Origin of the sequence: Demequina sp. NBRC 110055, from assembly GCF_002090135.1 — a bacterium.
GTDB lineage: Bacteria > Actinomycetota > Actinomycetes > Actinomycetales > Demequinaceae > Demequina.
In genome coordinates this window covers 1,018,713-1,040,640 of the sequence record NZ_BBRL01000004.1, presented here as the reverse complement: position 1 = coordinate 1,040,640, position 21,928 = coordinate 1,018,713, and the positions used below count along the sequence as shown (strand labels likewise).

The following is a 21,928-nucleotide window of genomic DNA, read 5'->3' as shown; positions in this document are numbered from 1 at the left end:
CGTCTCGGGGCCGATGCGGTGGCGGGTTTCGTACGAAGCCTCGCCACGGCATCGGCCCTTGGCGTCTGCGTGGAACACAGCGGGGGCGCGGTCGGTTGCACCTCTCGGAGGTCACCATGAGCGCAACGAAGATCCTGATCGTCGGCGGCGGCTACGTCGGCCTGTACACCGCCCTGACGCTGAAGAAGAAGGCCGGCAATCACGTCGACATCACCATCGTCGACCGCCGCCCCTACATGACGTACCAGCCGTTCCTGCCGGAGGCCGCGGCCGGGTCGATCGAGCCACGCCACGCGGTCGTTCCCCTGCGACGCGAGATGTCCGGTGTGCGCGTTCTGCAAGGCAAGGTTACGTCCATCCGTCACGGCTCGCGCGAGGTCGACGTCGCGAGCGACTTTGGCGACGAGTGGACGCTGGGCTACGACGAGATCGTCATCGCCCTGGGCTCCGTGGCACGCACCCTTCCGATCCCCGGGCTCGCGGAGTTTGGCATCGGCTTCAAGTATGTCGAGGAGGCCATCAACCTCCGCAACCGCGTGCTGGGACGGCTGGCGCGGGCCGCATCGACGCAAGACCCGTTGCTCCGACGACGGCTGCTCACCTTCGTGTTTGTGGGAGGCGGGTTCGCCGGTGTCGAGGCGTTCGCCGAGACCGAGGACATGGCGCGCGCGGCACTGCGCTACTACCCCGAGCTCACGCCCGAGGACCTGCGCTTCGTCATGGTCGAGATGATGCCCCGCATCCTTCCCGAAATGGGCGAAGAGATGGGCGACTACACCCTGAAGGAGCTGCGCGAGCGCGGCATGGAGGTGTTCCTCGAGACCAAGCTCGAGTCCTGCGTCGACGGCCACATCGAGTTGTCCAACGGCGAGAAGTTCGAGGCCGATACGCTCGTGTGGACGGCAGGCGTGAAGCCCTCTCCCGTGCTCGCGGCCTCCGACCTGCCGCTCGGCCCCAAGGGACATGTCATCTGCTCCCCTACCCTGCAGGTCACCGACGAGGAGGGCACCGTCGTCGAGGGCGCGTGGGCGGCCGGCGACTGCGCCCAGGTTCCCGACCTCACCAAGGAGCAGCCCGCCTATTGCGCACCTAGCGCCCAGCATGCCGTGCGTCAGGCCCGCCACCTGGGCAAGAATCTCGCGGACCACCTGGCCGGTCGCGCGCTCGCGGACTATAAGCACAAGCACCTCGGGCTGGTGGCGTCGCTCGGCCTCAACAAGGGTGTCGCCGACGTGATGGGGGTGAAACTACGCGGCTGGCCCGCGTGGTTCATGCACCGGACATATCACATGAGTCAGATCCCTACGGTGAACCGCAAGGCACGGGTCATCGTGGACTGGACCACGGCGCTGTTCTTCCGGCGCGACCTCGTGTCGATGGGACGCATTCACGAGCCGCGTCGCGCCTTCAAGGAGGCGGCGGACAGCTGACGCCCTCGACCCTGGTGAGCCTCGGTCACGGTCGATGGCGGGCCGTGACCGAGGCTCGCTCGGGTCCAGGGGTTTCAGGCCGCGGTGGCCGCCCACAAGAGATGCTCGGTGGCGCATGCCGCGTAGGCCTCGGTTGCGAGGTCGTCGAGAGCCTCGGCGGCAAGGGTGTCCGACTCGAGGCGCACCACGCTGACGGCGAGGACCGCGTCGAAGCGCACCTGCACCACCGCCCCTCGCGAACGCGGCTTGATGGCGCGCAGCGCCGCAACGGTGGGCTGGGCGGCCAGCTCACTCACGAACCAGCGCGACTGGCCCTGCGCGAGCACGGCGCCACGTGAGTCGGCGCCGTCGAAGCGGATGGCGTCCACGCAGGGCTCGTGGCCGCCGTCCGCCGGCCAGGTCGCGACCACGTGGCGGAAGGAGTGGGGGCACATCGAGGCGTGAGGCACGTCGCCGACGACGACGGTGGACCCTCCGTCGGTATCGAGCGAGACGGTGATCTGCGGCACGGCGGCGGCGAGGGCCGAGACGTGCACGAGGGTCGACACGGGGACGGTCATGCGGTGCTCCTTGACGCTCGCGGCCCCGGCTCGCGGGGCGATGCGGCAACGGTAACGGCCAGCGAGGATTTACGCAACAGTCTTGTTTCGCAATGTCGAGAATGCGCCGCAATGGCTCGCGGGCGGGCGCAAGACCCCAGGCATGCGCCAGGGCGGGGCGCCACCACCATCCGTGGCGCCCCGCCCTGTCGTCGACGGCGTCAAGCGAGCGACATGAAAACCTTCTCGAGGCGCTCGAGCGCCTCCTCCCGGCCCTCCTCGTTGTCCGAGGTCAAGCAGTCCTTCACGCCGGTCGAGATCATCATGAAGCCGGCACGGTCGAGCGCCTTCGAGACGGCAGCGAGCTGAGTGACGGTCGGCTCGCACGCCTGGCCCTCCTCGACCATACGGATCACCGCGTCGAGCTGGCCGCGAGCGCGCTTGAGGCGGTTCAGCGCCGCGCGCTGGACGACAACGTCATCGGTGCTCATGTCAGTTGCCGCGCAGCCAGGGGAAGAACGAGCGGCCGGCAGGCTTCTCGTGGCCGCCGCACCACTGCGAGGCGGGCACGGTGCGCTTGACCGAGTCGACGTGCTGGCCGCAGCCGGTCCAGGTGGTCTTTCCGCACTGGCGGCAGGTGGTGGGTGAACACATCAGGGAACTCCTTGAGGTTGAGACGTTGCCGGCATCCTGCACCGGCGGGGTTGCGACCACTATACCCCCGGGGGTATTCTGGATGCAATCCCACGGAAGGAATCTTCATGGCTCAGCATGTCATCATCGTCGGCGCGGTCGCGGCCGGAATGTCCGCCGCCACCCGCCTGCGCCGCCTCGACGAGGACGCAAGGATCACCGTCCTCGAGGCCGGCGATCACCCCTCGTTCGCGAACTGCGGACTGCCCTACTACGTGGGCGGCGTCATCGCCGAGCGCGACGCCCTGCTCCTGCAGAGCCCCGCCTCGCTCGCCGCCCGCTTCAACATCGACGTACGCGTGCGTTCACGCGTCACCGCCATCGACCGGTCCGCGAAGACCGTCAGTGTGACCGGCCCCGACGGCACCTCGTCCACCGAGTCCTACGATGCCCTGATCCTCAGCCCTGGAGCCAGGCCGATCGTCCCGCCGATCCCCGGCGCCGAGCGTGCCCTCACCCTGCGCGACATCGCCGACGTGGACCGCCTTGCGGCCGCCACGGGTGAGTCCCGCTCCGCCGTCGTCATCGGCGCCGGATTTGTTGGCCTCGAGGTCGCCGAAAACCTCCGCCACCGCGGACTCGACGTCACCGTCGTGGAGCTCGCGCCCCAGGTCCTCACCCCGCTGGACGCCGAAATGGCGATTCGCGTGGAGCAGCGCCTGACCGCCAACGGCGTGCGCGTCCTCACCGGCGCCTCGGTCAGCCAGATTGATACGGCCGATGCCGCGGTCACCCTCGCGGATGGCTCGACCGAGACGGTCCCCGCCGACCTCGTCGTGGCCGCGATCGGCGTCCAGCCCGAGGGTTCGCTGGCGGCCGACGCCGGACTCGACCTGGGCCCGCGCGGCTCGATCCTCGTGGACGACGACATGCGCACCTCTGACCCCGCCATCTTCGCGGTGGGCGACGCGGCTACTAAGGCCGACGCGTTCGGCGACGGCCCGACGCTGATTCCGCTGGCGAACCTCGCCAATCGTCATGGCCGCCGCGTGGCAGACGTGATCGCGGGTCGCGCGCACCACGCCGTGCCGAGCATCGGCACCGCCGTGGTGGGTGTGTTCGGACTTACCGCCGCCGCGACGGGCCGCTCCGAGCGGCGCCTGCTGGCCGAGGGCCGCCCCCACCGGGTCATCCACACCCACCCCATGCACCACGCGGGCTACTACCCCGGCGCGGCGCAGATGACCCTGAAGCTCCTCGTCGACCCCGACACCGACCTCATCCTGGGCGCCCAGGGCGTGGGCGAGGCTGGCGTAGACAAGCGCATCGACGTCATCGCGACCGCCATCGCCGGAGGCCTCACCGCGAGCTCGCTGGCCGACCTCGAGCTGGCCTATGCCCCCGCCTACGGCTCGGCAAAGGACCCCATCAATATGCTCGGCTACGTCGCCGAGAATCTTGCGACCGGCGAGACCCCGTCGGTGCAGTGGCACGACCTGACGGCCGACGAGGCCCCGGTGGTACTCGACGTGCGCACCGATGCCGAGCACGCCTGCGGCACCGTCACCGTCGACTGGCAGGAGCCCCTGTCGATCCCCGTCGACGAGCTGCGTGCCCGTCACGGCGAGCTGCCGCAGGGCAAGACGATCGTCGTGCACTGCCAGGTGGGCCAGCGCGGCCACACCGCCGCCCGCCTGCTGCGCCAACTGGGATACGACGCGGTCAACCTCGACGGCGGCTACCTCACCTGGCGCGACGGCCAGGCGGCGACGGCCGCCCAGCCGGCCATGGCATCGGCCGTCTGATCCCAGGGCTCCCAGCCGCCCGCGTACCGCTCAACACACACCTGGTGATGATGTGACTGAGGGGGCTGATGCGCATTCACATCAGCCCCCTCAGTCACGTGCGTCACTGCCGTGTGTTGAGCGGTACACACAGCGCGGGAAGGGTTAGGCGCCCACGCCTCCGTCGGCAGCGGCCGAGGCAATGGTGGGCTTCTTCGCGCGTCCCAGGCAGCAGTCCGCGGGGCACACGTCCTGCCACGGCCCCAGATCCGTCAGCGCGACGCGCTCGCGCGGCGTGCCGCCCTCGCTCACGTGCCGCTCCTCGACGAGGTCGATGAGCCCCGACACAAAGGCGGGGTCCACGCCCACCGTCGGAACGCGCACCATGGGCAGGTCGCGCTCCTCGCAGGTCTCGAGAGCCTCGTTGTCGAGGTCCCAGGCGACCTCCATGTGGTCGGAGACGAAGCCGATGGGAGAGATCACGAGGCCGGTGGTCGACTCCGGCAGCGCCTCGATCGCGAGGTTGATGTCGGGCTCGAGCCACGGGATCGACGGGTCACCCGAGCGCGACTGGAAGACCAGCGACCACGGCACGCCGGGGAACTCCTTCTCGACCGCGTCCATCACGAGGGCCGAGACGGCACGCTGCTGCGCGACGTACCAGCCGCCGCCCTCGTACCAGTCCTCGCCATCACTCGTCGGCACGGGTTCGCCGCTCGGAAGCGTCTCGCGCGGGCCGGACACGTTCGCTGCGGCGGACGGGATCGAGTGGGTCGCGAACATCACGTGCGCACCCTCGGCCTTGCCCGCCAGGGCCAGCTCGCGCAGGCCGCCGAGGACCGCGTCGATGTTGGGCTGCACGAACCCGGGGTGGTCGAAGTACTGGCGCACCTTGTCCAGGGTGAGCTCGCCGGTCAGACCTGTCTGTGCGAGCGCCTCGGCGAGGTCCTCGCGGTAGGCGCGGCAACCGGAGTAGCTCGAGAAGGCCGTGGTGACGAGCACCAGCACCTTGCGGTGGCCGTCGGCGTGGAGCTCCTTGAGCGCATCCGTGAAGTACGGCGCCCAAAACCGGTTGCCCCAGTAGACAGGGAGGTCGAGGCCGCGCTTGGCGATCTCCGCCTCCAGCGCGACCTTGAGGTCGCGGTTCTGCTGGTTGATGGGGCTGATGCCGCCAAAGTGGCGGTAGTGGTGCGAGACCTCCTCGAGGCGCTCGTCCGGCACCCCGCGTCCGCGCGTCACATTACGCAGGTAGGGGATGACGTCGTCCTGGCCCTCGGGCCCGCCGAAGCCGGCCAGCAGGATGCAGTCGTAGGTGGCGGGGTCGAGCGTGCGCTCAGCGGCGGCGAGCGTCGGCATGTCGGTCACGACGCCAGCACCTCCACGGCCTCGGCGGTCTCGATGCGTCGGCCCGTGTAGAACGGCACCTCCTCGCGCACGTGGCGACGGGCCTCCGTGTAGCGCAGGTCGCGCATCATGTCGACGAGGTCGGTCACCTCGTCGGCCTCCATGGGCAGCAGCCACTCGTAGTCGCCCAGCGCGAAGGCGGCGACGGTGTTGGCGACGACGCCCTTGAACGCGGCGCCCTTGATGCCGTGCTCGCGCAGCATCTGGCCGCGCTCCTCGTCGCTCAGGAGGTACCACTCGTAGCTGCGGACGAACGGGTACACGGTCAGCCAGTCACGCGCGCGCTCACCGCGCAGGAACCCGGGCACGTGGGCGCGGTTGAACTCGGCGGCGCGGTGGACGCCGGCCGCGGACCATGTGAGCTTGGTCTCGGCGAGCAACTCGGTGGCGCGCAGTTCGCGCAGCGCGAGCTGCAGGTCGGCGAGGTCGGGGCCGTGGAGCCACAGCATGACGGTGCCGTCGGCGCGCAGGCCCGACACGTCGTAGATGCCGCGCAGGACCACGTCATGCTCGGCGAGCTCCTCGACGGCCGCATCGAAGTGCTCGACGACCTCCTGAAGCTCCTCATCGGGAGCGTCGAGGAAACCGTCGAGGACGGAGAACAGGGTGAAACCGTGAGGCTGATCGGTCATGCGCCCATTCTCACCGTTCGCGGCGGTCAGGGGAAATCGCGCAGGCACGGGCTCGCTGCACACGGGCACATGGCGGTCCGAGGAACATCCGCGCGCTGGTTCCGAGCGGGACGTTGGTCCCTGGCCGCGGCCGTTTCGAGGTGACGGTGATTCCAACCGCCGGCGGCGTGTCGGGGGCCGATGCGCGGCGTGGCGTCCGCATCACCGTCACGTTCGTACGGGACGGGCTGCGTACGGGGCGAGCTACATGCGGGGCGGGCTAGGCGCCGAGCGTGGAGCGCTGGTCGTCGTCCACGATGGCCGCCAGCCCCGAGAACCCGGCGGCTGCGCCAACGAGGTGGATGCCGGGCACGGGCTCGCGGTCGCCGGCACGTGTGGGCGACGCGTCGTGCCACACCACCTGCACCAGGTCGCGCACCTGGCTGTCCTTGAGTGGCACGCCCAGCAGGCGAGACGCGTCCGCGAGCGCGAACGGCGCGAGGTCCTCGGCGGTCTCGAGCGAGTACGACAGGCGCACCAGATGACGCCGCGGCGCCTCGCGTGCCACCCACCGCCACTTCGCGGTCGCGTGAGTGAGGGCCTTGGCGCGCGTCACCCCGTCGATCGCCAGCACGCCTGAGCCGCGCGGATGGCTATCGAGCTCGGGGGCGTCCAGCGACAACGTGACGAGCGCGACCTGCTTGTCGGGGGCGCGCTCGACCTGCGGCACCAACGCGGCCGCGGCGGGGCGGGAGGAGGCGACCACGACCGCATCGGCGTCGTAGCGCCCGGCCTCGGTCCAGAGCCTCCAGCCCTGATCGACGCGCATCAGGGACGACACCGCGGCCCCGGTCACGATGCTCACGCCCTTCGCGCGGGCATCGGCTGCGAGCGCGTCGGTGAGCGTCGCGACGCCGCCGTCGAGGCCCAGCACGGCCGAGCCCGCGGGCGCGTTGGCCCGCCGGTGCCCCGCGGCCCTGATGAGGCCCCGCTCGGTGATCTCGGCGGCGAGTCCGCCCGCCGCCGCATCCACGCGCAGTTCGTCGACCGGGCGAGAGAAGATGCCGCGAGCAACGGGCGCCATCAGCCGCTCGACGGCGCGGTCGCCCAGGCGCCGGCGCGCGACCTCGCCCAGCATCGCGTCGGGGGCGACCAGTTCGCGCGGCAGCCACGGCTCGACCGCGGCTCGCAGTGCGCCGCCGAGGCCGAGGGCGCGAATGACATCGGGCGCGAGGGACCGCGTGGGGATCCCTAGCCATCCGGCGGCAGGCATGGGATAGGCACGGTCCGGCCCCACGATCCACGCGGGCCCACCCGTGGGAGCCACGAGGCGATCGGTCAGGCCCAGTTCCTCAACGAGGCGCTCCACATAGCCGCCGCGCGTCGCGAACGACTCGGCACCGGCGTCCATGTCGAGGCCGTCGACGCGCACTCGAGAGACGCGTCCGCCGACGTGGCCCTCGGCCTCGAGAACCGTGACGGAGTGACCCGCGGCCGCGAGGCGACGCGCCGAGAGCAGGCCCGCGGGGCCCGCACCGATGACGGTCCAGGAGCGCGGCTCAGCCACGCTCATGCACCTCATCCACGATGCGCTTGACGACATCGGGGTCGGCGTGAGGGGGCATACCGTGACCCAGGTTCACCACGTGCCCGGGGGCCTCGGAGCCACGGTCGAGGACGTCCTGGACGTGACGCTCGAGGGCCTCGACGGGCGCGCCGAGCATCGCGGGGTCGATGTTGCCCTGGAGCGGGAAGCGGCCTCCGACGGCCCGCGAGGCCTCATCGAGCGGCGTGCGGTAGTCGACGCCGAGCGCCGTCGCACCTGCCGCGCCCATGGGGTCCAACAGGTGGCCGGCGTTGGCGGCGAAGTGGATGCGCGGCACGCCGAGGTCGGCCACCGCCATCAGGGCCCCACGCGAGCCCCCCGCGCACTTCTCGACGTACGTCGCCTCCGACAGCGACCCCGCCCACGAGTCGAACAGCTGCACCGCCGAGGCCCCGGCGAGCACCTGCGCGCGCAGGAACAGGCCTGCGGCACGCGACGTCCACGCCACGAGCGCCTCCCACACGTCGGGAGCGGCCCACATCAGTTCGCGCGCGGCCATGTGGTCGCGCGACGGGCGGCCCTCGACCATGTAGGCGGCGAGGGTGAACGGCGCACCGGCGAAGCCGATCAGCGGCGTCGACTCCAACTGCGCGACCGAGAGGCGCACGGCCTCGCGAATGGGTTCGAGCGCGGCGTCGAAGTCGCCGCCGTCGCCGGGCTCCCCAAGCTCGGGCAGCGCCTCAATGTCGGCCATCGTGCGCATCGGCCGCTCAAAAACCGGTCCGACGCCGGGGGCGATGTCCACGCCCACGCCGGCCACCTTGAGCGGCACGACGATGTCGGAGAAGAAGATGCCGGCGTCCACTCCGTAGCGCCGCACGGGCTGCAGGGTGATCTCGGCCGCGAGCGCGGGCTCCAGACACGACTCGAGCATCGTCGTGCCCTCGCGCACCTTGAGGTATTCGGGCAGCGACCGTCCCGCCTGGCGCATGAACCACACCGGCCGATGCGTGGGCGCCCTCCCCTCGAGCGCCGCGATCAGCGGAGCATCCGTCGTCACGCCGGCGGCAAGGGGATGGTCGGAAGGAAGCAGGTCGAAGCTCATGACCCACGATTCTGCCTTGTTTGGCGGACGTGTCAGAATGGGGGACGTGGTATTGATGTCTCTCGTCGCCAGCCACCACAATCGCGATCTCACCGTGCTTGAGCAGCTCAGCATTGGCTCGGACACCCTGGGGTCGACCGTGGTGAAGAGCGATTCCCCCATCCGCGGTGCCGTCGTGCTCCCGACGTGCAACCGCTTCGAGGTCTACCTCGAGGTCGAGGACGTCGAGGCCGGCCGCGCCGCCGTCGTGGACGCGATCGAGCGCTCCAGCGCCCTCGACCGTGGTGCCATCGACACCGCCCTCGCCACCTATGAGGGCGACGACGCGGTCCAGCACCTGCTGTCGGTCGCCTCGGGGCTTGAATCGATGGTCGTGGGCGAGCGCGAGATCTCCGGCCAGGTGCGCCGCGCGCACAACGACGCGCAAGCTGCCGACCACCTCTCCCCCACGCTCGACCGCCTCTTCCAGTCCGCGCTGCGCACCTCGCGCGTGGTGGCGTCGTCGACGGGCCTGGGCACGTCTGGCCGCTCCGTGGTCTCCGTCGCCTTCGACCTCGCGTCCGCCACCGTCGAGTGGCAGGGTGCCCGCGCCGTGCTCATCGGCACCGGCGCGCTCGCCGAGACGGGCGTGGGCTCCCTGCTCGCCCGCGGTGTCGACATCGCGGGCGTGTACTCCCCGTCGGGGCGCGGCGAGGAGTTCGGCCGCCGCCACGGCATCGCGTCGCTGAGCCTCGAGCAGCTGCGCGCGTCGCTCGCCGGCGTCGACATAGTGCTCGCCTGCTCGGGCGGCGAGTCGATCGTGCTGACGCCCGCCATGGTCGCGGCCGCGCGCGCGGAGGCGTCGAAGGATCTCACGATCGTCGACCTCGCACTTCACCGTGACGTCGCGCCGGGCGTCGCCCAGATGCGCGGGGTCCACGTGGTTGATCTCGACTCTGTGGGCGCCACCGCGCCCGGCGAGTCAGTCAACGCCATCGAGGCTGCCCGCGCCATCGTCGCTCACGCCGTGGCCCGCTTCGGAGACGGCGAGACCGCCCGAGCGCTCGACCCTGCCGTTGTCGCGTTGCGCGAGCACGTCTTCGGACTGCTCGAGCGCGAGCTCGCCCGCGTGCGTCCCGCCGCCGGCGCCTCCGCCGAGGCGATCGCGCAGGCCGATGCCACCGAACAGGCCCTGCGCCGCTTTGCCAAGACCCTGCTGCACACCCCCACCGTCCGGGCGCGTGAGCACGCGCAGGCCGGTCAGGCGGATCGCTACCTCGGCGCGATTCGCGCGCTGTACGGCATCGACGTGGACCTCCCCGCCGATGCGTGCCCCGCCGACGAGATCGACGCGTCGCACCCGGTCGATTCCGACCTGGGTCACCAGCACCACTAGGCCCCCACGACGTCCTCGGGGTCCTCTGCGCCCTGCGAGTCACGCAGTGCCCGGTGCGGGCGATTTTCGCGCACTGAATGGCTCCCCCGAGACAATCCTTCGCAACAGTTTGGCAACGGTCCACCACGCCTCCACACCGTGGGGCGCCGAGCCACAGCGGGCCGATCACGGCATCAGCCCAGGTAGATGGGCCCCGCGGCGGCGCGATCGCCCAGCATGGCGTCGCCATTTACCCGACGGGCGCGTTGCTTTAATGCCGCGAGATGGCGTAAGTTAGGCAAGCCTCACCAGGCGCACCGCGACGTGCGCCGGTCCCCCCTGACACAAGGAGCACCATGCCTCGGCGCGCCCTGATCGCGATCGCTGCCGCCGCAGCATTGCTGATCGCCGTGGCGTTGTCGCTGGCCATCGGCGCGCGGGCCATCGACCTTGCGACCGTGTGGGAGGCCCTCACCGACCTCAACCCCGAGGACCCGGAGCAGCTCATCGTCACGGACCTGCGCGTGTCCCGCACCGTCATCGGCATCATCGCGGGCGCCTCGCTCGGCATCGCCGGCGCACTGATGCAGTCGCTCACCCGCAACCCCTTCGCCGACCCCGGCCTGCTGGGCATCAACGCCGGAGCGTCGCTCGCCGTTGTCATCGCCCTCACGCTCGGCATCGGCGGCTTCGCCGCGCAGGTGCCCTTTGCGTTCGCGGGCGCGGGGATCGCGGCCGTGATCGTCTATGCGATCGGCGCTCGCGGCGCCGCGGCGGGCGCCCCCGTGCGCCTCGCCCTCGCCGGCGTCGCCCTCACCGCCCTCATCACATCGCTGATCAACGCGGTGCTGCTCGTCAGCGACTCCACGCTCGACCAGTACCGCCTGTGGGTCGCCGGCTCCCTCACGGGCCGCCAGTCGGACGACGTCACGTCGCTGCTGCCCATCGTCATCGTCGCGGTGATCGCGGCGCTCATCGTGTCGCGCCCGCTGCAGGCGGTGGCACTCGGCGAGGACACCGCCCGCGCCCTGGGCATCAACATCACCGCCACCCGCGCCGTCGTCATCGTGGTGGTTACCCTGCTCGCCGCGTGTGCCACCGCGGCGGCCGGCCCCATCGTGTTCGTGGGACTCGCGGTGCCTCACCTCGCCCGCGCCCTCGTGGGCGCCTCGCTGCCGTGGCTGCTCATCGTCAGCGCGCTCGGCGGCGCGGCACTCGTTCTCGTGTGCGACGTCATCGGCCGCGTCATCGCACCCCCGGGCGAGATCGGCGTCGGCATCACCACCGCCCTCATCGGTGGTCTCATCTTCGCCCTCATGGCTCGCCGCATGAAGGTGGTGGAGCTGTGAAGATCCTGCGCATCGGCCCCCTCGGCATCACCACCCACCAGCGCACCTTCGCCGTGGGCCTCCTCATGTTCGCGGTGCTGGCCGGGCTGCTGGTGTTTGCGCTGTCGTGGGGCAAGGCGGACATCACGGTGCTCGACTCCCTGAAGGCCGCCGTCGGCATCCCCGTCGGTGCGCCGGGCGACTTCGTGGTGGGGCAGGTGCGCGCGCCCCGCGCCCTCACCGCCGTGCTGGTGGGCGCCACCCTGGGCCTCGCCGGCGCGATCCTGCAGTCCCTCACGCGCAACCCCCTGGCCTCGCCCGACTTCATCGGCATCACCGCGGGCGCCAGCACCGGCGCCGTCGTCACGATGTGGATGGGCATCGGCGCCTCACTGTGGATCACCGCTGCCGGAGCCGCCATCGGCGCGCTCGTCACCTCCGCCGCGATCCTCGCGCTGTCGTGGCGGCGAGGCATCGTGCCACTGCGGCTGATCCTCGCGGGCATCGGCCTCGGCTTCGTCGCCCAAGCCTTCACCCAGTACCTGCTGACGCGCATGGACGTCCACGATGCCGGGACAGCGCTCGGCTGGCTCGTGGGCTCCGTCACGGGCCGCACCTGGACCCACGTCACGGTGGCCGCGCTCATCCTGGCCGTCCTCGTCCCCGTCGTCCTGTGGCACGCCCGCGCGCTGCGCACCATGGAGATGGGTGACGACACCGCCAAGGCGCTCGGCATCTCCGTGGGCCGCTCGCGCGTGGTGTTGTCCGTCGCCGCGGTCCTGCTCGCGGCGGCCGCCACCGCCATCACGGGCCCTATCGGCTTCATCGCCCTCGTCGCGCCCGCGCTGGCCCTGCGCCTCACGCGCAACGCCGGCGTCACCCTGATTCCGTCGGCGCTCATGGGGGCTGTGCTGCTCCTGGCCGCCGACCAGCTGTCGCAGCTCATGCCCGCGACGCTGCAGTTCCCCGTCGGCATCTTCACCGCCGCCATCGGCGCCCCCTACCTGCTGTGGCTGGTGTGGCGCGCATCCCGAGGAGGTCCCTCATGAGCAGGCTCGAGACTCGCAAGGCCGTCATCGGCTACGGCGGCACGCCCATCGTGCACGGCGTGGACGTGCAGATCCCGGACGGCAAGATCACCGCCATCGTGGGCCCCAACGGCTGCGGCAAGTCCACCCTGCTACGCGCGCTCATCCGCCTGCTGGCCCCCATCGACGGCGCCATCGCACTCGACGGCCAGGACATCCACTCGATCCCCACCCGCGAGGTCGCGCGGCGCGTCGGGCTCCTGCCTCAGTCGCCCCTCGCCCCCGCGGGCATCACCGTCAAGGAACTCGTCGCCCGCGGCCGCACGCCCCACCAGAAGGTGCTGCGCCCCTGGTCCAGCACCGACGAGACCGCCGTCATGAGCGCGCTGCACTCGACCAACCTGACCACCATCCAGGACAAGGTCGTCGACGAGCTCTCGGGCGGCCAGCGCCAGCGCGCCTGGATCGCCATGACGCTCGCGCAGGACACGCCGCTCATGCTGCTCGACGAGCCCACCACGTATCTGGATATCTCGCACCAATACGAGGTCCTCGAGCTGCTGCACCGTCTCAACGAGCGCCAGGGCCGCACCATCGTCATGGTCGTCCACGACCTGCACCAGGCGGCCCGTTACGCGCACCACGTCATCGCGATGTGCGAGGGCGAGGTCGCCGCCGCCGGCGCGCCCGAGGACGTCTTCACGGAGGAGCTCGTGTCCCGCGTGTTCGACATCGACGCCCGGATTGTCCCCGACCCGGTCACGGGCACCCCGATCATCGTCCCCGCGCACGGCCCGGGAGGCGCCCGATGACCGTCAGCGCCGTCCAGATCCGCTCCGCCGCCGCGCTGATGGGCGCGGTGCCGGGCCTCGCGGCCCGTCTCACGCTTCCGGCCGATGCCGTCGCTGGGTCCAGAAGTCCGGTCACCCTCGTCGCAGGAGACAGCCCGGACGCCACGATGTGCGGGCACACCTTCCGGGCGCTCGTGCTCGAGCGCCATCTTGAGGGCGAGGGGCTCGAGGACGCTCACCTGCTCCTCGACCACGCCGACCCCGCCACGGGCCTCATCCGCCGCGGCGGCGTGCGCTGGTTCGTCTCACCGCTGCCCGCGAAACTGACCGTCACGACCCTGCGCGAGGCCGGCCACACCCGCGCCCCGCTGCAGTCGGTGGTGCGCGGCGACGACGCGCTCGGCGTCTCCGTCGTCGCGGTACGTGACCAAAGCCGCGCCGCGACGGACGACGCGCTCGACGCTGCGGCGACAGCGGCATCGGCCGCCTGCCTCGTCGCCCATCTCCTCACCACGTCTGGCCTCATGGCCCACCCCACCCGCACGACCCACCCCTAGGAAAGGAATCCCCATGCACCAGCGCATTTCGCGCGGCGCCGCCGCCGTCTCGATGGTCGCCGCCTCGGCGCTTCTGCTTGCCGCCTGCTCGTCGGACGCCGAGACGGAGGAGACGACCTCCCCCGCCGCCGAGACGAGCGAGTCCGCGACCGCGACGGCCGACGCCGAGGCCGCCGCCTTCCCCGTCACCCTCGACACCGTCATGGGCGAGGTCACCGTGGAGTCCGAGCCGCAGCGCGTCGTCACCCTCGGCTCGCACGAGCACGAGTACCTCTACGCCCTGGGAGTCGCCCCGGTCGCCGTACCCGTGTCTTGGCAGGGCTACGACAACGGCACCGGCCCGTGGGCCGACGCAGACCGTGAGGCCGCGGGCGCCACGCCCGAGCTGTTCGAGCCCGGCACCACCACGTACGACGCCGAGGCCATCGCGGCGTTCGAGCCCGACCTCATTGTCGCGACCTACCCCAACCACACGATGACCGAGGAGGAGTACACGCTGCTGTCCGGCATCGCTCCCGTGGTGACCCGCCCGGCCACCGACTCCGAGGGCAACGAGACCGCCGAGTGGGGCGTCACCCTCGCCGACGAGCTCACGATCTTGGCCGAGGCCACCGGCACCACGGCCGAGGCCGACCAGATCATCTCCGACATCGACGCGGCGTATGCCGAGGTCCGCGACGCGCACCCCGAGTGGGAGGGCCTCACCTCGCAGGTGGGCGGCTTCTACGAGGGTCAGGCCTTCGTCTATGCCGCCGCCGACACCCGCAACCAGTTCCTCGCGAACCTGGGCCTCGACGTCGCCTCGATCGAAGGCACCGACGAGGCGTGGAAGCAGATCAGCGCCGAGCAGCTCGACGTCCTCGGCGAGCTCGACTCCGTCGTGTGGCAGGTTGCCACGACCCCCGACTCGCGCGGCGAGCTTGAGGCCCTGCCCCTGTTCGAGTCCCTCAACACCACCGAGACCGGCGGCAACCTTTGGCTGACCGACCCGGTCCTCGAGGGCGCGTTCTTCGCGAACTCGCCGTCGTCGATCGAGTACTCGCTCGACGCGTTCGTGCCGATGCTCGAGGCCGCTCTCGACGGCGACCCCGCGACCGAGGTCGTCCCCTTCTCCTCGGAGGGCTAACCCCTCCCGGTGAGGGCCGATGCCCGGGCGCCCCGCGCATCGGCCCTCACCACCGTGTCCCCACCCCCCTTGTCTGGAGCCAGCATGACCGACTCGTTCGTCGTCACCGTCGCCGGTGCCGAGCAGATCAGCCCGAACCTGCGGCGCGTCACCCTCACCGGTGAATCGCTCACCGCGTGGGAGTCCACCGGCCAGGCCGATGAGTTTGTCCACGTCCACATCCCCGACGCCGATCCTGCCGACGGGTGGGAGGACGACCACGACATCGCGCGCCACTACACAATCCGCCGCTGGAACCCGCAGGTGCCGAGCGTCGACATCGACATCGTCACGCACGGCCACGGCCGCGGAGCCTCCTGGGCGCGCGAGGCCGTCGTGGGCGACACCGTCGCGATCTCCGACGCGCATGGGTATTACTCGCCGCCCGAGGGCTCCACGCGCCGCCTGATGGTCGCAGACGCCACGGGCCTGCCCGCGCTCGCGCGCATCCTCGAGGAGGCCACGCCCGACGAGACGTTCGACGTGCTCGTCGAGCTGATCTCCATGGACGACGCCATCGCGCTGCCCTCGCCCGCCACCGTCAACGTCGAGTGGCGCGTGTCCGGCAACGGCCGCGGCCCGTCCGCGCTGGTGTCCTGCATGGAGCGCATGGATGAGCCCGAGGGCGACGTTTACGTGTGGGTCGCGTGCGAGTCCGCACAGTCCCGCCGAGCCCGGAAGTTCATCAAGGAGACGTGGCCGCGTCACTACACGCTGTACCGGATCGTCGGCTACTGGCACGTGGACGCCGAGGAGCAGCTGCGTAAGTGGGAGGCGCTCACCGAGGCCCAGCGCGAGCGCTACATGGAGATCTGGGACGAGAACCGCCCCGACGAGGTCAACTGGGAAGAGCTCGAGCCCTATCTGCAGGAGTTGGGGCTGTAACTCACCTCCAGAACGACGGACGGGCCGATGCGATGGGTAACCATCGCATCGGCCCGTCCGTCTGTGCGGGGTCTAGAGGTCGAGCCGCTCGAGCATGTCGGTCACGAGGGCCGCGACCGCGGAGCGCTCGGAGCGCTCGAGGGTGACGTGCGCGAACAGCGGGTGGCCCTTGAGCGCCTCGATCACTGCGGCGATGCCGTCGTGGCGGCCCACGCGCAGATTGTCGCGCTGGGCGACGTCGTGGGTCAGGATCACGCGCGAGTCTTGGCCGATGCGGCTGAGCATGGTCAGCAGCACGTTGCGCTCGAGCGACTGCGCCTCGTCGACGATCACGAATGCGTCGTGCAGCGAGCGGCCGCGAATGTGGGTCAGCGGCAGCACCTCGAGCATGCCGCGCGCCATGACCTCCTCGACGACCTCCGAGGAGACCATCGCGCCCAGGGTGTCGAAGACCGCCTGGGCCCACGGGTTCATCTTCTCGGACTCGTTGCCGGGCAAATACCCGAGGTCCTGGCCGCCCACGGCGTACAGCGGGCGGAACACCATGATCTTCTTGTGTTGGCGGCGCTCCATGACCGCCTCGAGCCCGGCGCACAGCGCGAGAGCGCTCTTGCCGGTACCCGCGCGGCCACCCATGGAGACGATGCCGATCGCCTCGTCGAGCAGCAGGTCGATCGCGATGCGCTGCTCCGCGGAGCGGCCGTGCACGCCGAACACCTCCTGGTCGCCACGCACCAGCTGGATCGCGCCGTCGTTATCCACGCGCCCTAGCGCGGAGCCGCGCGGCGAGTGGATGACCAAGCCGGTGTGCACGGGTAGGGTCGCGAGGTCCTCGCCCGTGTCGGCAGCAGGGGGTGCGGTGAGGCGCTCGGCCTCGTACAGCTCGGACATGTGCTCGTCGGTCAGCGAGATCTCACGCATGCCCGTCCAGCCCGAGTCCACGGCGAGCTCCGCGCGGTACTCCTCGGCCTCGATGCCGAGCGCGGAGGCCTTCACACGCATGGGCAAGTCCTTCGAGACCACCGTGACCGAGTGGCCCTCCGCCTTCAGGTTGGCCGCCACGGCGAGGATGCGGGTGTCGTTGTCGCCCAGGCGGAAACCGCTGGGCAGGACGTTCTGGTCGGTGTGGTTGAGCTCCACCCGCACCGTGCCGCCGTGCTCATTGGCCTCGATCGCCTGATCCAGGGTGCCGTGCGCGATGCGCAACTCGTCGAGGGTGCGCAGCGCCGAGCGCGCGAAGTAGCCGAGCTCGGGGTGGTGGCGCTTGGCCTCGAGCTCCGTGATCACCACCACCGGCAGCACGACGGCGTGCTCGGCGAATCTCTTCAGCGCTCGCGGGTCCGACAGCAGCACGGACGTGTCCAGCACGAACGTCCTGAGTTCCGTCGCATTGGCGGCGTTGATGGAGGGGGTGGTGTCGAACTGGGTGATGGTCACGTAGAGCTCCCCGCGCTTGAGCCGCAGGGCGCTCGCACGCCCTCCGGCGTGTCTCTTAGTCCCGCATCCGGTGGATACGGCTTAGTGCGTTAACCACGATCCTGACGCTACGCCGCCGTTTTCTTGTCAAGCAGCGACACGCCGCGTGTCACATGTTCGTCACATGCCCTCGTGCTCGGGGCGGGCCAGCGATGGCGCGGGCGTCACGGACGGCGTCACTGCCGCCCGTCACACGCGGGAATGACGGGTCGGGGTGCAGGATTCTGCGCTCGGGCCCGTCATCTGGCGACACGACGGGCGGGAGTGCTGCGGGGGCGAAGCGCGCAGCGCGCGGGGGTCAGCGATGGCGGCGGGTCGGGCTTCAGCGACCGTGGCGCCGCTCCCGCTGCGAGAAGGCACGCAGCGCGCGCAGGAAGTCCACGTGGCGAAAGTCGGGCCAGTAAGCGTCACAGAAGTAGAACTCGGAGTGCGCCGACTGCCACATGAGGAAGCCCGACAGCCGCTGCTCGCCCGAGGTGCGGATCACCAGGTCGGGATCGGGCTGGCCCTTGGTGTAGAGGTGCTCGGCGATGTGCTCGACGGAGAAGGACTCCGCGGCCGCCTCCATCGACATCCCCGAGTCGATGGCGCCGCGCAGGTACGCGCGCACGGCATCCGCAATCTCGTGGCGGCCGCCGTAGCCGACCGCGACATTCACGTGCAGTCCGGTGGCCGATGCCGTCGTCGCGACCGCAGCCGCGATGCGGTCAGCGGCAGGGCCGGGCAGCAGGTCGGCCGAGCCCACGTGCTGCAGGCGCCAGCGGCCATCGGCGGCGAGCGTCTCGACGGCCGCGCAGATGATGTCGAGCAGCGCATCGAGTTCGCCGGGATCGCGCTCGAGGTTGTCCGTGGACAGCATCCACAAGGTGACGACCTCGACGCCGGCCTCCTCGGACCACTCGAGAACCTCGGAGATCTTGTCGGCGCCGCGACGGTGACCGTCGGCCGTGGACGCGCCCGACTGTCTAGCCCAGCGACGGTTGCCGTCGAGGATGACGCCGATGTGGCGGGGGGTCTGTCCGGAGGTGCGCAGTAGGCGCTCGAGCTGGCGCTCGTAGGGCCCGTACAGGAGCCTGCGCAGTCCCATGTGCCCGCCTTTCGCGTCGCCGCCGTATGCCGCGCCCTACGGTACTCCGCGGGAACAACCTACGGTAACGTAGGTTCATGGCCGAGAACCTGCCTGATCCCGCGAAGCCGCTGATGCGCGGCTGGCTCCACCTCGGGGCCGCGCCCTTTGCGCTGATCGCCGGCATGATCCTCGTGGTGTTCGCTCCCACGCTCGCCGGCCGCGTCTCGACGGCCGTCTTCACGCTGACGGCCGTCATGCTGTTCGGCACCTCCGCGGTGTACCACCGCGGCAACTGGGGCCCCACCGCCAAGGCCGTGCTGCGGCGCATGGATCACGCGAACATCTTCCTCATCATCGCGGGCACGTACACGCCGCTCACGGTGATGTTGCTCGAGGGCACGACCCGTACTGCCGTGCTGATCACGGTGTGGGCCGGGGCCCTCGTCGGGCTGCTCCTGCGCATCTTCTGGCTGGGTGCCCCGCGCTGGCTGTACGTGCCCCTGTACGTTGCGCTCGGCTGGGTCGCCGTGGGCTTCATGGGCCCGTTCTACGAGGCCGGCGGCGCGGCGGTCGTGACGCTGATCGTCATCGGCGGCCTGTGCTACACGGTGGGCGCGGTGATCTACGGCACCAAGTGGCCGCGCGGCTCAGTGAAGTACTTCGGCTTCCACGAGATCTTCCACGCCCTCACCATCGCGGGCTTCCTGTGCCACTACGTGGCGATCGCCCTCGTGGTGTTCACCGTCACCTGACGGCACCCCTTGGCGGCGGATTAAGCGCGCGGCTCGTCGGGCTCGTCGCCCTCGCTCGCGGCGATCTCACCCGAGGAGGCAGCATCGTCGGCCGATGCCGCGGCGCCTTCCGCTTCGCCCTCCGGCGGGCGGGTGCGAACCTTGCGTAGGTGCTTCGACAGCGACAGCATCAGCACCACCGCCGCGGCGACCATCAGGAATGTCGCGACAAAAGCCGCGAAGCCCGGGCCTCCAGAAAAATTCGCCACCGTCTTTCACCTCATTTCCGTGAACTATCCTGCCTCATGATGACCGAGTCGCAGCACACCCCACCCGCCTCCGAGGAGGAGGCCGCCTCCGCGCGCCCGCGGCTGAGCCGGCGCGGGTGGATCCTGTCCATCGCGGGCGTCGTCGCGCTCACGGCCGTCGCCGCATGGTTTGGCCTGTCGCAGGCGAACTCACCGGTGCGCTGGCAGGACGTGGGCTTCGCAATCGATTCACCCACCCAGGCGGAGGTCACGTTCGACGTGCACCTGTACAGCGACGAGCCGGCGGTATGCCATGTGCGTGCGCTGTCGGTGAGTTACGCCGAGGTAGGGGTGGCGCAGACCACGGTCGACCCGGCGGAGGGCACGAGCCAGCGCATCACGCTCGACATCGCCACGGTAGAAGAGGCGACGAGTGCCCAGGTGAACTACTGCGACATTGAGCGCTGACGCGCGACGCTTCTTTCCGTTCTGCGTCACCTGTTGCTAACCTGTCCAGTCACGCTCGCAACACGCGCACGTCGCAAGGGAGGAACCCGTGTCTGAAGACACCACCGGCACCTGGCTGACCCAGGAGGCCTACGACCGCCTGCAGGCGGAGTACGACCACCTCACCGGTGAGGGTCGCGCCGCGATCGCCAAGGAGATCGACGAGCGCCGCCAAGAGGGTGACCTCAAGGAAAACGGCGGCTACCACGCCGCGCGCGAGGAGCAGGCGAAGCAGGAGGCGCGTATTCAGCAGCTGCGTCACCTGCTGGAGACCGCCACCGTGGGCGAGGCCGCTGCGGCCGACGAGGTCGCCTCCGGCACCGTCGTCACCGCCGAGGTCATGGGCCGTGAGATGCGCTTCCTCGTGGGCTCCCGCGAGGTGGCCGGCGGCACCGACATCGACGTGTTTTCCGCGCAGTCGCCCCTCGGCGCCGCGCTCGTGGGCAAGAAGGTCGGCGACGAGACGTCGTACGAGGCCCCCAATGGCAACCAGATCCCCGTCAAGGTGATCGCGGTGGAGCCCTTCACCGGGTAAGCGCCGCATACCGGTCGCTGCGGCCCGCCTGCCCTCGTGGCCGGCGGGCCGCAGCGCTACCGGCGGGTCATCAGGACGGCGACCTCGCCGTGCCCCGTGTGCGGGAACATGTCGAAGAGTCGGGCCGTGCGGGCTACGTAGGACGGCATGTCCGCCATGTCCCGCGCGAGTGTGGCGGGGTTGCAGCTGGAGTAGATAATCGCGTCGGTGCCCGAGCTCTCGAGCCACGCGGTGAGCTCACTTCCCAGGCCTCGACGCGGTGGATTGACCACGACGGCCTCGGGGCGCGACGCCTGCTCGCCCGCCCACGCCACGGCATCGGCCGCCACAAAGGTGACGCGATCCGCTCCGACGACGCCCGCCTGAGCCATCTGCGCCGCGCTCAGGCGCGCCGCGTCGATCGCGGCGTCGGAGATCTCTACACCGGTCACGGTGCGGCCGCGCGCGAGGCTGTGGAGCGCGAGCCCGCCCACCCCGCAATACAGGTCCCACAATGTCGCGGGGGCGACCTCGTTGACCCAGTCCGCGACCTGCGCGTACAGCCGCATCGCGACCTCCGTGTTGGTCTGAAAGAAGCTGCGAGGGCCGAGGTGGAGCGGCACGGCACCGAGGGTGATGGGGAGCGTGTCGGCGTCGGTCAGGACGATCTCGCGCTCGCCCTCGGTCACCGCCTTGTGTTCGGGGAGCACGTTGAGCGTCGCCACGTGGAGCGACGGCAGCGCCTCGCGCAGCCAGGGCAGATGCTTTACCAGGCGGGTGTGGGCCTCGGTGGAGCGCATGACGAACCGCACCATGAGGCGGTCATCGGGCGCGAGGGTGACGAGGATGTGCTTCAGTTCGCCGCGGCGGTGGGGCACCGAGTAGGGCTCGAGCCTGGCGCGCGTGACGAAGTCGGCGAGGACCGGGAACGCCGCGGCGAGCGGCTCGGGATAGAGCCCGCAGTGTTGCAGGTCGGTGCCGTGACCGGCCGCGTCGAGGATGCCGAGCGTGGGCGCGTCGGTGGTGCCCGCCACGACCATCTTCGCCTTCGTACGGAAGCCCGACTCGGCAGATCCGACGGGGCTCAGCCACGCGAGGTCGGGCGCGAGGGGTGCGAGCAGCGTCTCGACGTGAGTCTGCTTGTCGGCGAGTTGACGCGCATACGGCGTCTCGATGAGGGTGCACGAGCGGCAGACGCCCGCGTCCCAGTAGTCGCACTGCAT

The 21,928-nt window shown here is 70.6% G+C and carries 23 protein-coding genes; 12 read left to right on the top strand and 11 right to left on the bottom strand.

Annotated elements, in window-relative coordinates; all coding sequences use genetic code 11:
• Window positions 1-116: 116 nt before the first annotated feature.
• Complete coding sequence (locus B7K24_RS04870; protein WP_084129257.1) at window positions 117-1,430, top strand: NAD(P)/FAD-dependent oxidoreductase; 1,314 nt, start codon at window positions 117-119, stop codon at window positions 1,428-1,430.
• A 74-nt stretch (window positions 1,431-1,504) separates the two neighbouring features.
• Here B7K24_RS04870 and B7K24_RS04865 read toward each other — a convergent pair whose 3' ends face one another.
• The 3 genes from B7K24_RS04865 to B7K24_RS13525 all read right to left on the bottom strand — a co-directional run bounded on the left by B7K24_RS04865 (window position 1,505) and on the right by B7K24_RS13525 (window position 2,623).
• On the bottom strand, window positions 1,505-1,990 hold the full coding sequence (locus B7K24_RS04865) for a hypothetical protein (RefSeq protein WP_084128995.1): 486 nt from the start codon (window positions 1,988-1,990) through the stop codon (window positions 1,505-1,507).
• A 200-nt stretch (window positions 1,991-2,190) separates the two neighbouring features.
• Window positions 2,191-2,460, bottom strand: coding sequence for a metal-sensitive transcriptional regulator (locus B7K24_RS04860; protein ID WP_084128994.1), 270 nt, complete (start codon window positions 2,458-2,460; stop codon window positions 2,191-2,193).
• Between the two features lies 1 nt (window position 2,461).
• Complete coding sequence (locus tag B7K24_RS13525; RefSeq protein WP_200808273.1) at window positions 2,462-2,623, bottom strand: hypothetical protein; 162 nt, start codon at window positions 2,621-2,623, stop codon at window positions 2,462-2,464.
• Window positions 2,624-2,730: 107 nt separating this feature from the next.
• Between B7K24_RS13525 and B7K24_RS04855 the strand changes: the two genes are divergently transcribed.
• Entirely contained in the window at window positions 2,731-4,407 is a 1,677-nt protein-coding gene (locus tag B7K24_RS04855) for an FAD-dependent oxidoreductase (RefSeq protein ID WP_084128993.1), read from the top strand.
• A 144-nt stretch (window positions 4,408-4,551) separates the two neighbouring features.
• Here the strand turns inward: B7K24_RS04855 and B7K24_RS04850 are convergent, their stop codons facing one another.
• The 4 genes from B7K24_RS04850 to hemE form a co-directional block, all read right to left on the bottom strand.
• Window positions 4,552-5,742, bottom strand: a complete 1,191-nt coding sequence (locus B7K24_RS04850; RefSeq protein WP_084129256.1) for a ferrochelatase — start codon at window positions 5,740-5,742, stop codon at window positions 4,552-4,554.
• Between the two features lie 5 nt (window positions 5,743-5,747).
• Window positions 5,748-6,422 carry a hydrogen peroxide-dependent heme synthase gene (gene hemQ / locus B7K24_RS04845; protein ID WP_084128992.1) on the bottom strand — a complete coding sequence of 225 codons (675 nt, stop codon included), beginning with the start codon at window positions 6,420-6,422 and terminating at the stop codon, window positions 5,748-5,750.
• 259 nt (window positions 6,423-6,681) lie between these two features.
• Window positions 6,682-7,968 carry an NAD(P)/FAD-dependent oxidoreductase gene (locus B7K24_RS04840; RefSeq protein ID WP_159449150.1) on the bottom strand — a complete coding sequence of 429 codons (1,287 nt, stop codon included), beginning with the start codon at window positions 7,966-7,968 and terminating at the stop codon, window positions 6,682-6,684.
• Entirely contained in the window at window positions 7,961-9,052 is a 1,092-nt protein-coding gene (hemE, locus tag B7K24_RS04835; protein ID WP_144268125.1) for a uroporphyrinogen decarboxylase, read from the bottom strand. Before hemE ends, B7K24_RS04840 begins: the two co-directional genes overlap by 8 nt.
• A gap of 55 nt (window positions 9,053-9,107) precedes the next feature.
• On the opposite strand from hemE, the gene B7K24_RS04830 reads away from it, so the two are divergent.
• The 7 genes from B7K24_RS04830 to B7K24_RS04800 all read left to right on the top strand — a co-directional run bounded on the left by B7K24_RS04830 (window position 9,108) and on the right by B7K24_RS04800 (window position 16,160).
• Window positions 9,108-10,427 carry a glutamyl-tRNA reductase gene (locus tag B7K24_RS04830; RefSeq protein ID WP_234986586.1) on the top strand — a complete coding sequence of 440 codons (1,320 nt, stop codon included), beginning with the start codon at window positions 9,108-9,110 and terminating at the stop codon, window positions 10,425-10,427.
• Window positions 10,428-10,762: 335 nt separating this feature from the next.
• Window positions 10,763-11,755, top strand: coding sequence for an iron ABC transporter permease (locus B7K24_RS04825; protein ID WP_084128988.1), 993 nt, complete (start codon window positions 10,763-10,765; stop codon window positions 11,753-11,755).
• Window positions 11,752-12,783, top strand: a complete 1,032-nt coding sequence (locus B7K24_RS04820; RefSeq protein WP_084128987.1) for an iron chelate uptake ABC transporter family permease subunit — start codon at window positions 11,752-11,754, stop codon at window positions 12,781-12,783. The genes B7K24_RS04825 and B7K24_RS04820 overlap by 4 nt, the downstream gene beginning before the upstream one ends.
• Window positions 12,780-13,574 (top strand): ABC transporter ATP-binding protein, encoded by a 795-nt coding sequence (locus B7K24_RS04815; RefSeq protein WP_084128986.1) that lies wholly within the window; start codon window positions 12,780-12,782, stop codon window positions 13,572-13,574. The genes B7K24_RS04820 and B7K24_RS04815 overlap by 4 nt, the downstream gene beginning before the upstream one ends.
• Window positions 13,571-14,110, top strand: coding sequence for a hypothetical protein (locus B7K24_RS04810; protein ID WP_084128985.1), 540 nt, complete (start codon window positions 13,571-13,573; stop codon window positions 14,108-14,110). Before B7K24_RS04815 ends, B7K24_RS04810 begins: the two co-directional genes overlap by 4 nt.
• Window positions 14,111-14,123: 13 nt before the next feature.
• Window positions 14,124-15,236, top strand: a complete 1,113-nt coding sequence (locus B7K24_RS04805; RefSeq protein WP_084128984.1) for an ABC transporter substrate-binding protein — start codon at window positions 14,124-14,126, stop codon at window positions 15,234-15,236.
• 84 nt (window positions 15,237-15,320) lie between these two features.
• Window positions 15,321-16,160, top strand: coding sequence for a siderophore-interacting protein (locus B7K24_RS04800; RefSeq protein ID WP_084128983.1), 840 nt, complete (start codon window positions 15,321-15,323; stop codon window positions 16,158-16,160).
• A 72-nt stretch (window positions 16,161-16,232) separates the two neighbouring features.
• Here B7K24_RS04800 and B7K24_RS04795 read toward each other — a convergent pair whose 3' ends face one another.
• Together B7K24_RS04795 and B7K24_RS04790 are read right to left on the bottom strand one after the other, a co-directional pair.
• Window positions 16,233-17,591, bottom strand: coding sequence for a PhoH family protein (locus tag B7K24_RS04795; protein ID WP_084129255.1), 1,359 nt, complete (start codon window positions 17,589-17,591; stop codon window positions 16,233-16,235).
• Between the two features lie 367 nt (window positions 17,592-17,958).
• Window positions 17,959-18,723, bottom strand: a complete 765-nt coding sequence (locus B7K24_RS04790) for an isoprenyl transferase (protein ID WP_084128982.1) — start codon at window positions 18,721-18,723, stop codon at window positions 17,959-17,961.
• A gap of 77 nt (window positions 18,724-18,800) precedes the next feature.
• On the opposite strand from B7K24_RS04790, the gene B7K24_RS04785 reads away from it, so the two are divergent.
• Window positions 18,801-19,457 (top strand): hemolysin III family protein, encoded by a 657-nt coding sequence (locus B7K24_RS04785; RefSeq protein ID WP_084128981.1) that lies wholly within the window; start codon window positions 18,801-18,803, stop codon window positions 19,455-19,457.
• 20 nt (window positions 19,458-19,477) lie between these two features.
• On the opposite strand, the gene B7K24_RS13235 is transcribed toward B7K24_RS04785, so the two are convergent.
• Entirely contained in the window at window positions 19,478-19,705 is a 228-nt protein-coding gene (locus B7K24_RS13235) for a hypothetical protein (RefSeq protein WP_144268123.1), read from the bottom strand.
• 39 nt (window positions 19,706-19,744) lie between these two features.
• Between B7K24_RS13235 and B7K24_RS04780 the strand changes: the two genes are divergently transcribed.
• Entirely contained in the window at window positions 19,745-20,152 is a 408-nt protein-coding gene (locus B7K24_RS04780; RefSeq protein ID WP_159449148.1) for a DUF4307 domain-containing protein, read from the top strand.
• An 88-nt stretch (window positions 20,153-20,240) separates the two neighbouring features.
• Window positions 20,241-20,726: a transcription elongation factor GreA gene (greA, locus tag B7K24_RS04775; protein ID WP_084128979.1), complete on the top strand. Its 486-nt coding sequence runs from the start codon at window positions 20,241-20,243 to the stop codon at window positions 20,724-20,726.
• 56 nt (window positions 20,727-20,782) lie between these two features.
• Here the strand turns inward: greA and rlmC are convergent, their stop codons facing one another.
• Window positions 20,783-21,928 (bottom strand): 23S rRNA (uracil(747)-C(5))-methyltransferase RlmC, encoded by a 1,146-nt coding sequence (gene rlmC, locus B7K24_RS04770; protein WP_084128978.1) that lies wholly within the window; start codon window positions 21,926-21,928, stop codon window positions 20,783-20,785.

Bases quoted from the DNA above. Each gene is read 5' to 3' on its own strand.
- B7K24_RS04785 (WP_084128981.1), top strand. From the start codon at position 18,801: ATGGCCGAGAACCTGCCTGATCCCGCGAAGCCGCTGATGCGCGGCTGG.
- B7K24_RS04850 (WP_084129256.1), bottom strand. From the start codon at position 5,742: ATGCCGACGCTCGCCGCCGCTGAGCGCACGCTCGACCCCGCCACCTAC.
- B7K24_RS04865 (WP_084128995.1), bottom strand. From the start codon at position 1,990: ATGACCGTCCCCGTGTCGACCCTCGTGCACGTCTCGGCCCTCGCCGCC.
- B7K24_RS04815 (WP_084128986.1), top strand. From the start codon at position 12,780: ATGAGCAGGCTCGAGACTCGCAAGGCCGTCATCGGCTACGGCGGCACG.
- B7K24_RS04825 (WP_084128988.1), top strand. From the start codon at position 10,763: ATGCCTCGGCGCGCCCTGATCGCGATCGCTGCCGCCGCAGCATTGCTG.
- B7K24_RS04810 (WP_084128985.1), top strand. From the start codon at position 13,571: ATGACCGTCAGCGCCGTCCAGATCCGCTCCGCCGCCGCGCTGATGGGC.
- B7K24_RS04860 (WP_084128994.1), bottom strand. From the start codon at position 2,460: ATGAGCACCGATGACGTTGTCGTCCAGCGCGCGGCGCTGAACCGCCTC.
- B7K24_RS13525 (WP_200808273.1), bottom strand. From the start codon at position 2,623: ATGTGTTCACCCACCACCTGCCGCCAGTGCGGAAAGACCACCTGGACC.
- B7K24_RS04790 (WP_084128982.1), bottom strand. From the start codon at position 18,723: ATGGGACTGCGCAGGCTCCTGTACGGGCCCTACGAGCGCCAGCTCGAG.
- hemE (WP_144268125.1), bottom strand. From the start codon at position 9,052: ATGAGCTTCGACCTGCTTCCTTCCGACCATCCCCTTGCCGCCGGCGTG.
- rlmC (WP_084128978.1), bottom strand. From the start codon at position 21,928: ATGCAGTGCGACTACTGGGACGCGGGCGTCTGCCGCTCGTGCACCCTC.
- B7K24_RS04780 (WP_159449148.1), top strand. From the start codon at position 19,745: ATGACCGAGTCGCAGCACACCCCACCCGCCTCCGAGGAGGAGGCCGCC.
- B7K24_RS04870 (WP_084129257.1), top strand. From the start codon at position 117: ATGAGCGCAACGAAGATCCTGATCGTCGGCGGCGGCTACGTCGGCCTG.
- B7K24_RS04830 (WP_234986586.1), top strand. From the start codon at position 9,108: ATGTCTCTCGTCGCCAGCCACCACAATCGCGATCTCACCGTGCTTGAG.
- B7K24_RS04800 (WP_084128983.1), top strand. From the start codon at position 15,321: ATGACCGACTCGTTCGTCGTCACCGTCGCCGGTGCCGAGCAGATCAGC.
- hemQ (WP_084128992.1), bottom strand. From the start codon at position 6,422: ATGACCGATCAGCCTCACGGTTTCACCCTGTTCTCCGTCCTCGACGGT.
- B7K24_RS04855 (WP_084128993.1), top strand. From the start codon at position 2,731: ATGGCTCAGCATGTCATCATCGTCGGCGCGGTCGCGGCCGGAATGTCC.
- B7K24_RS04805 (WP_084128984.1), top strand. From the start codon at position 14,124: ATGCACCAGCGCATTTCGCGCGGCGCCGCCGCCGTCTCGATGGTCGCC.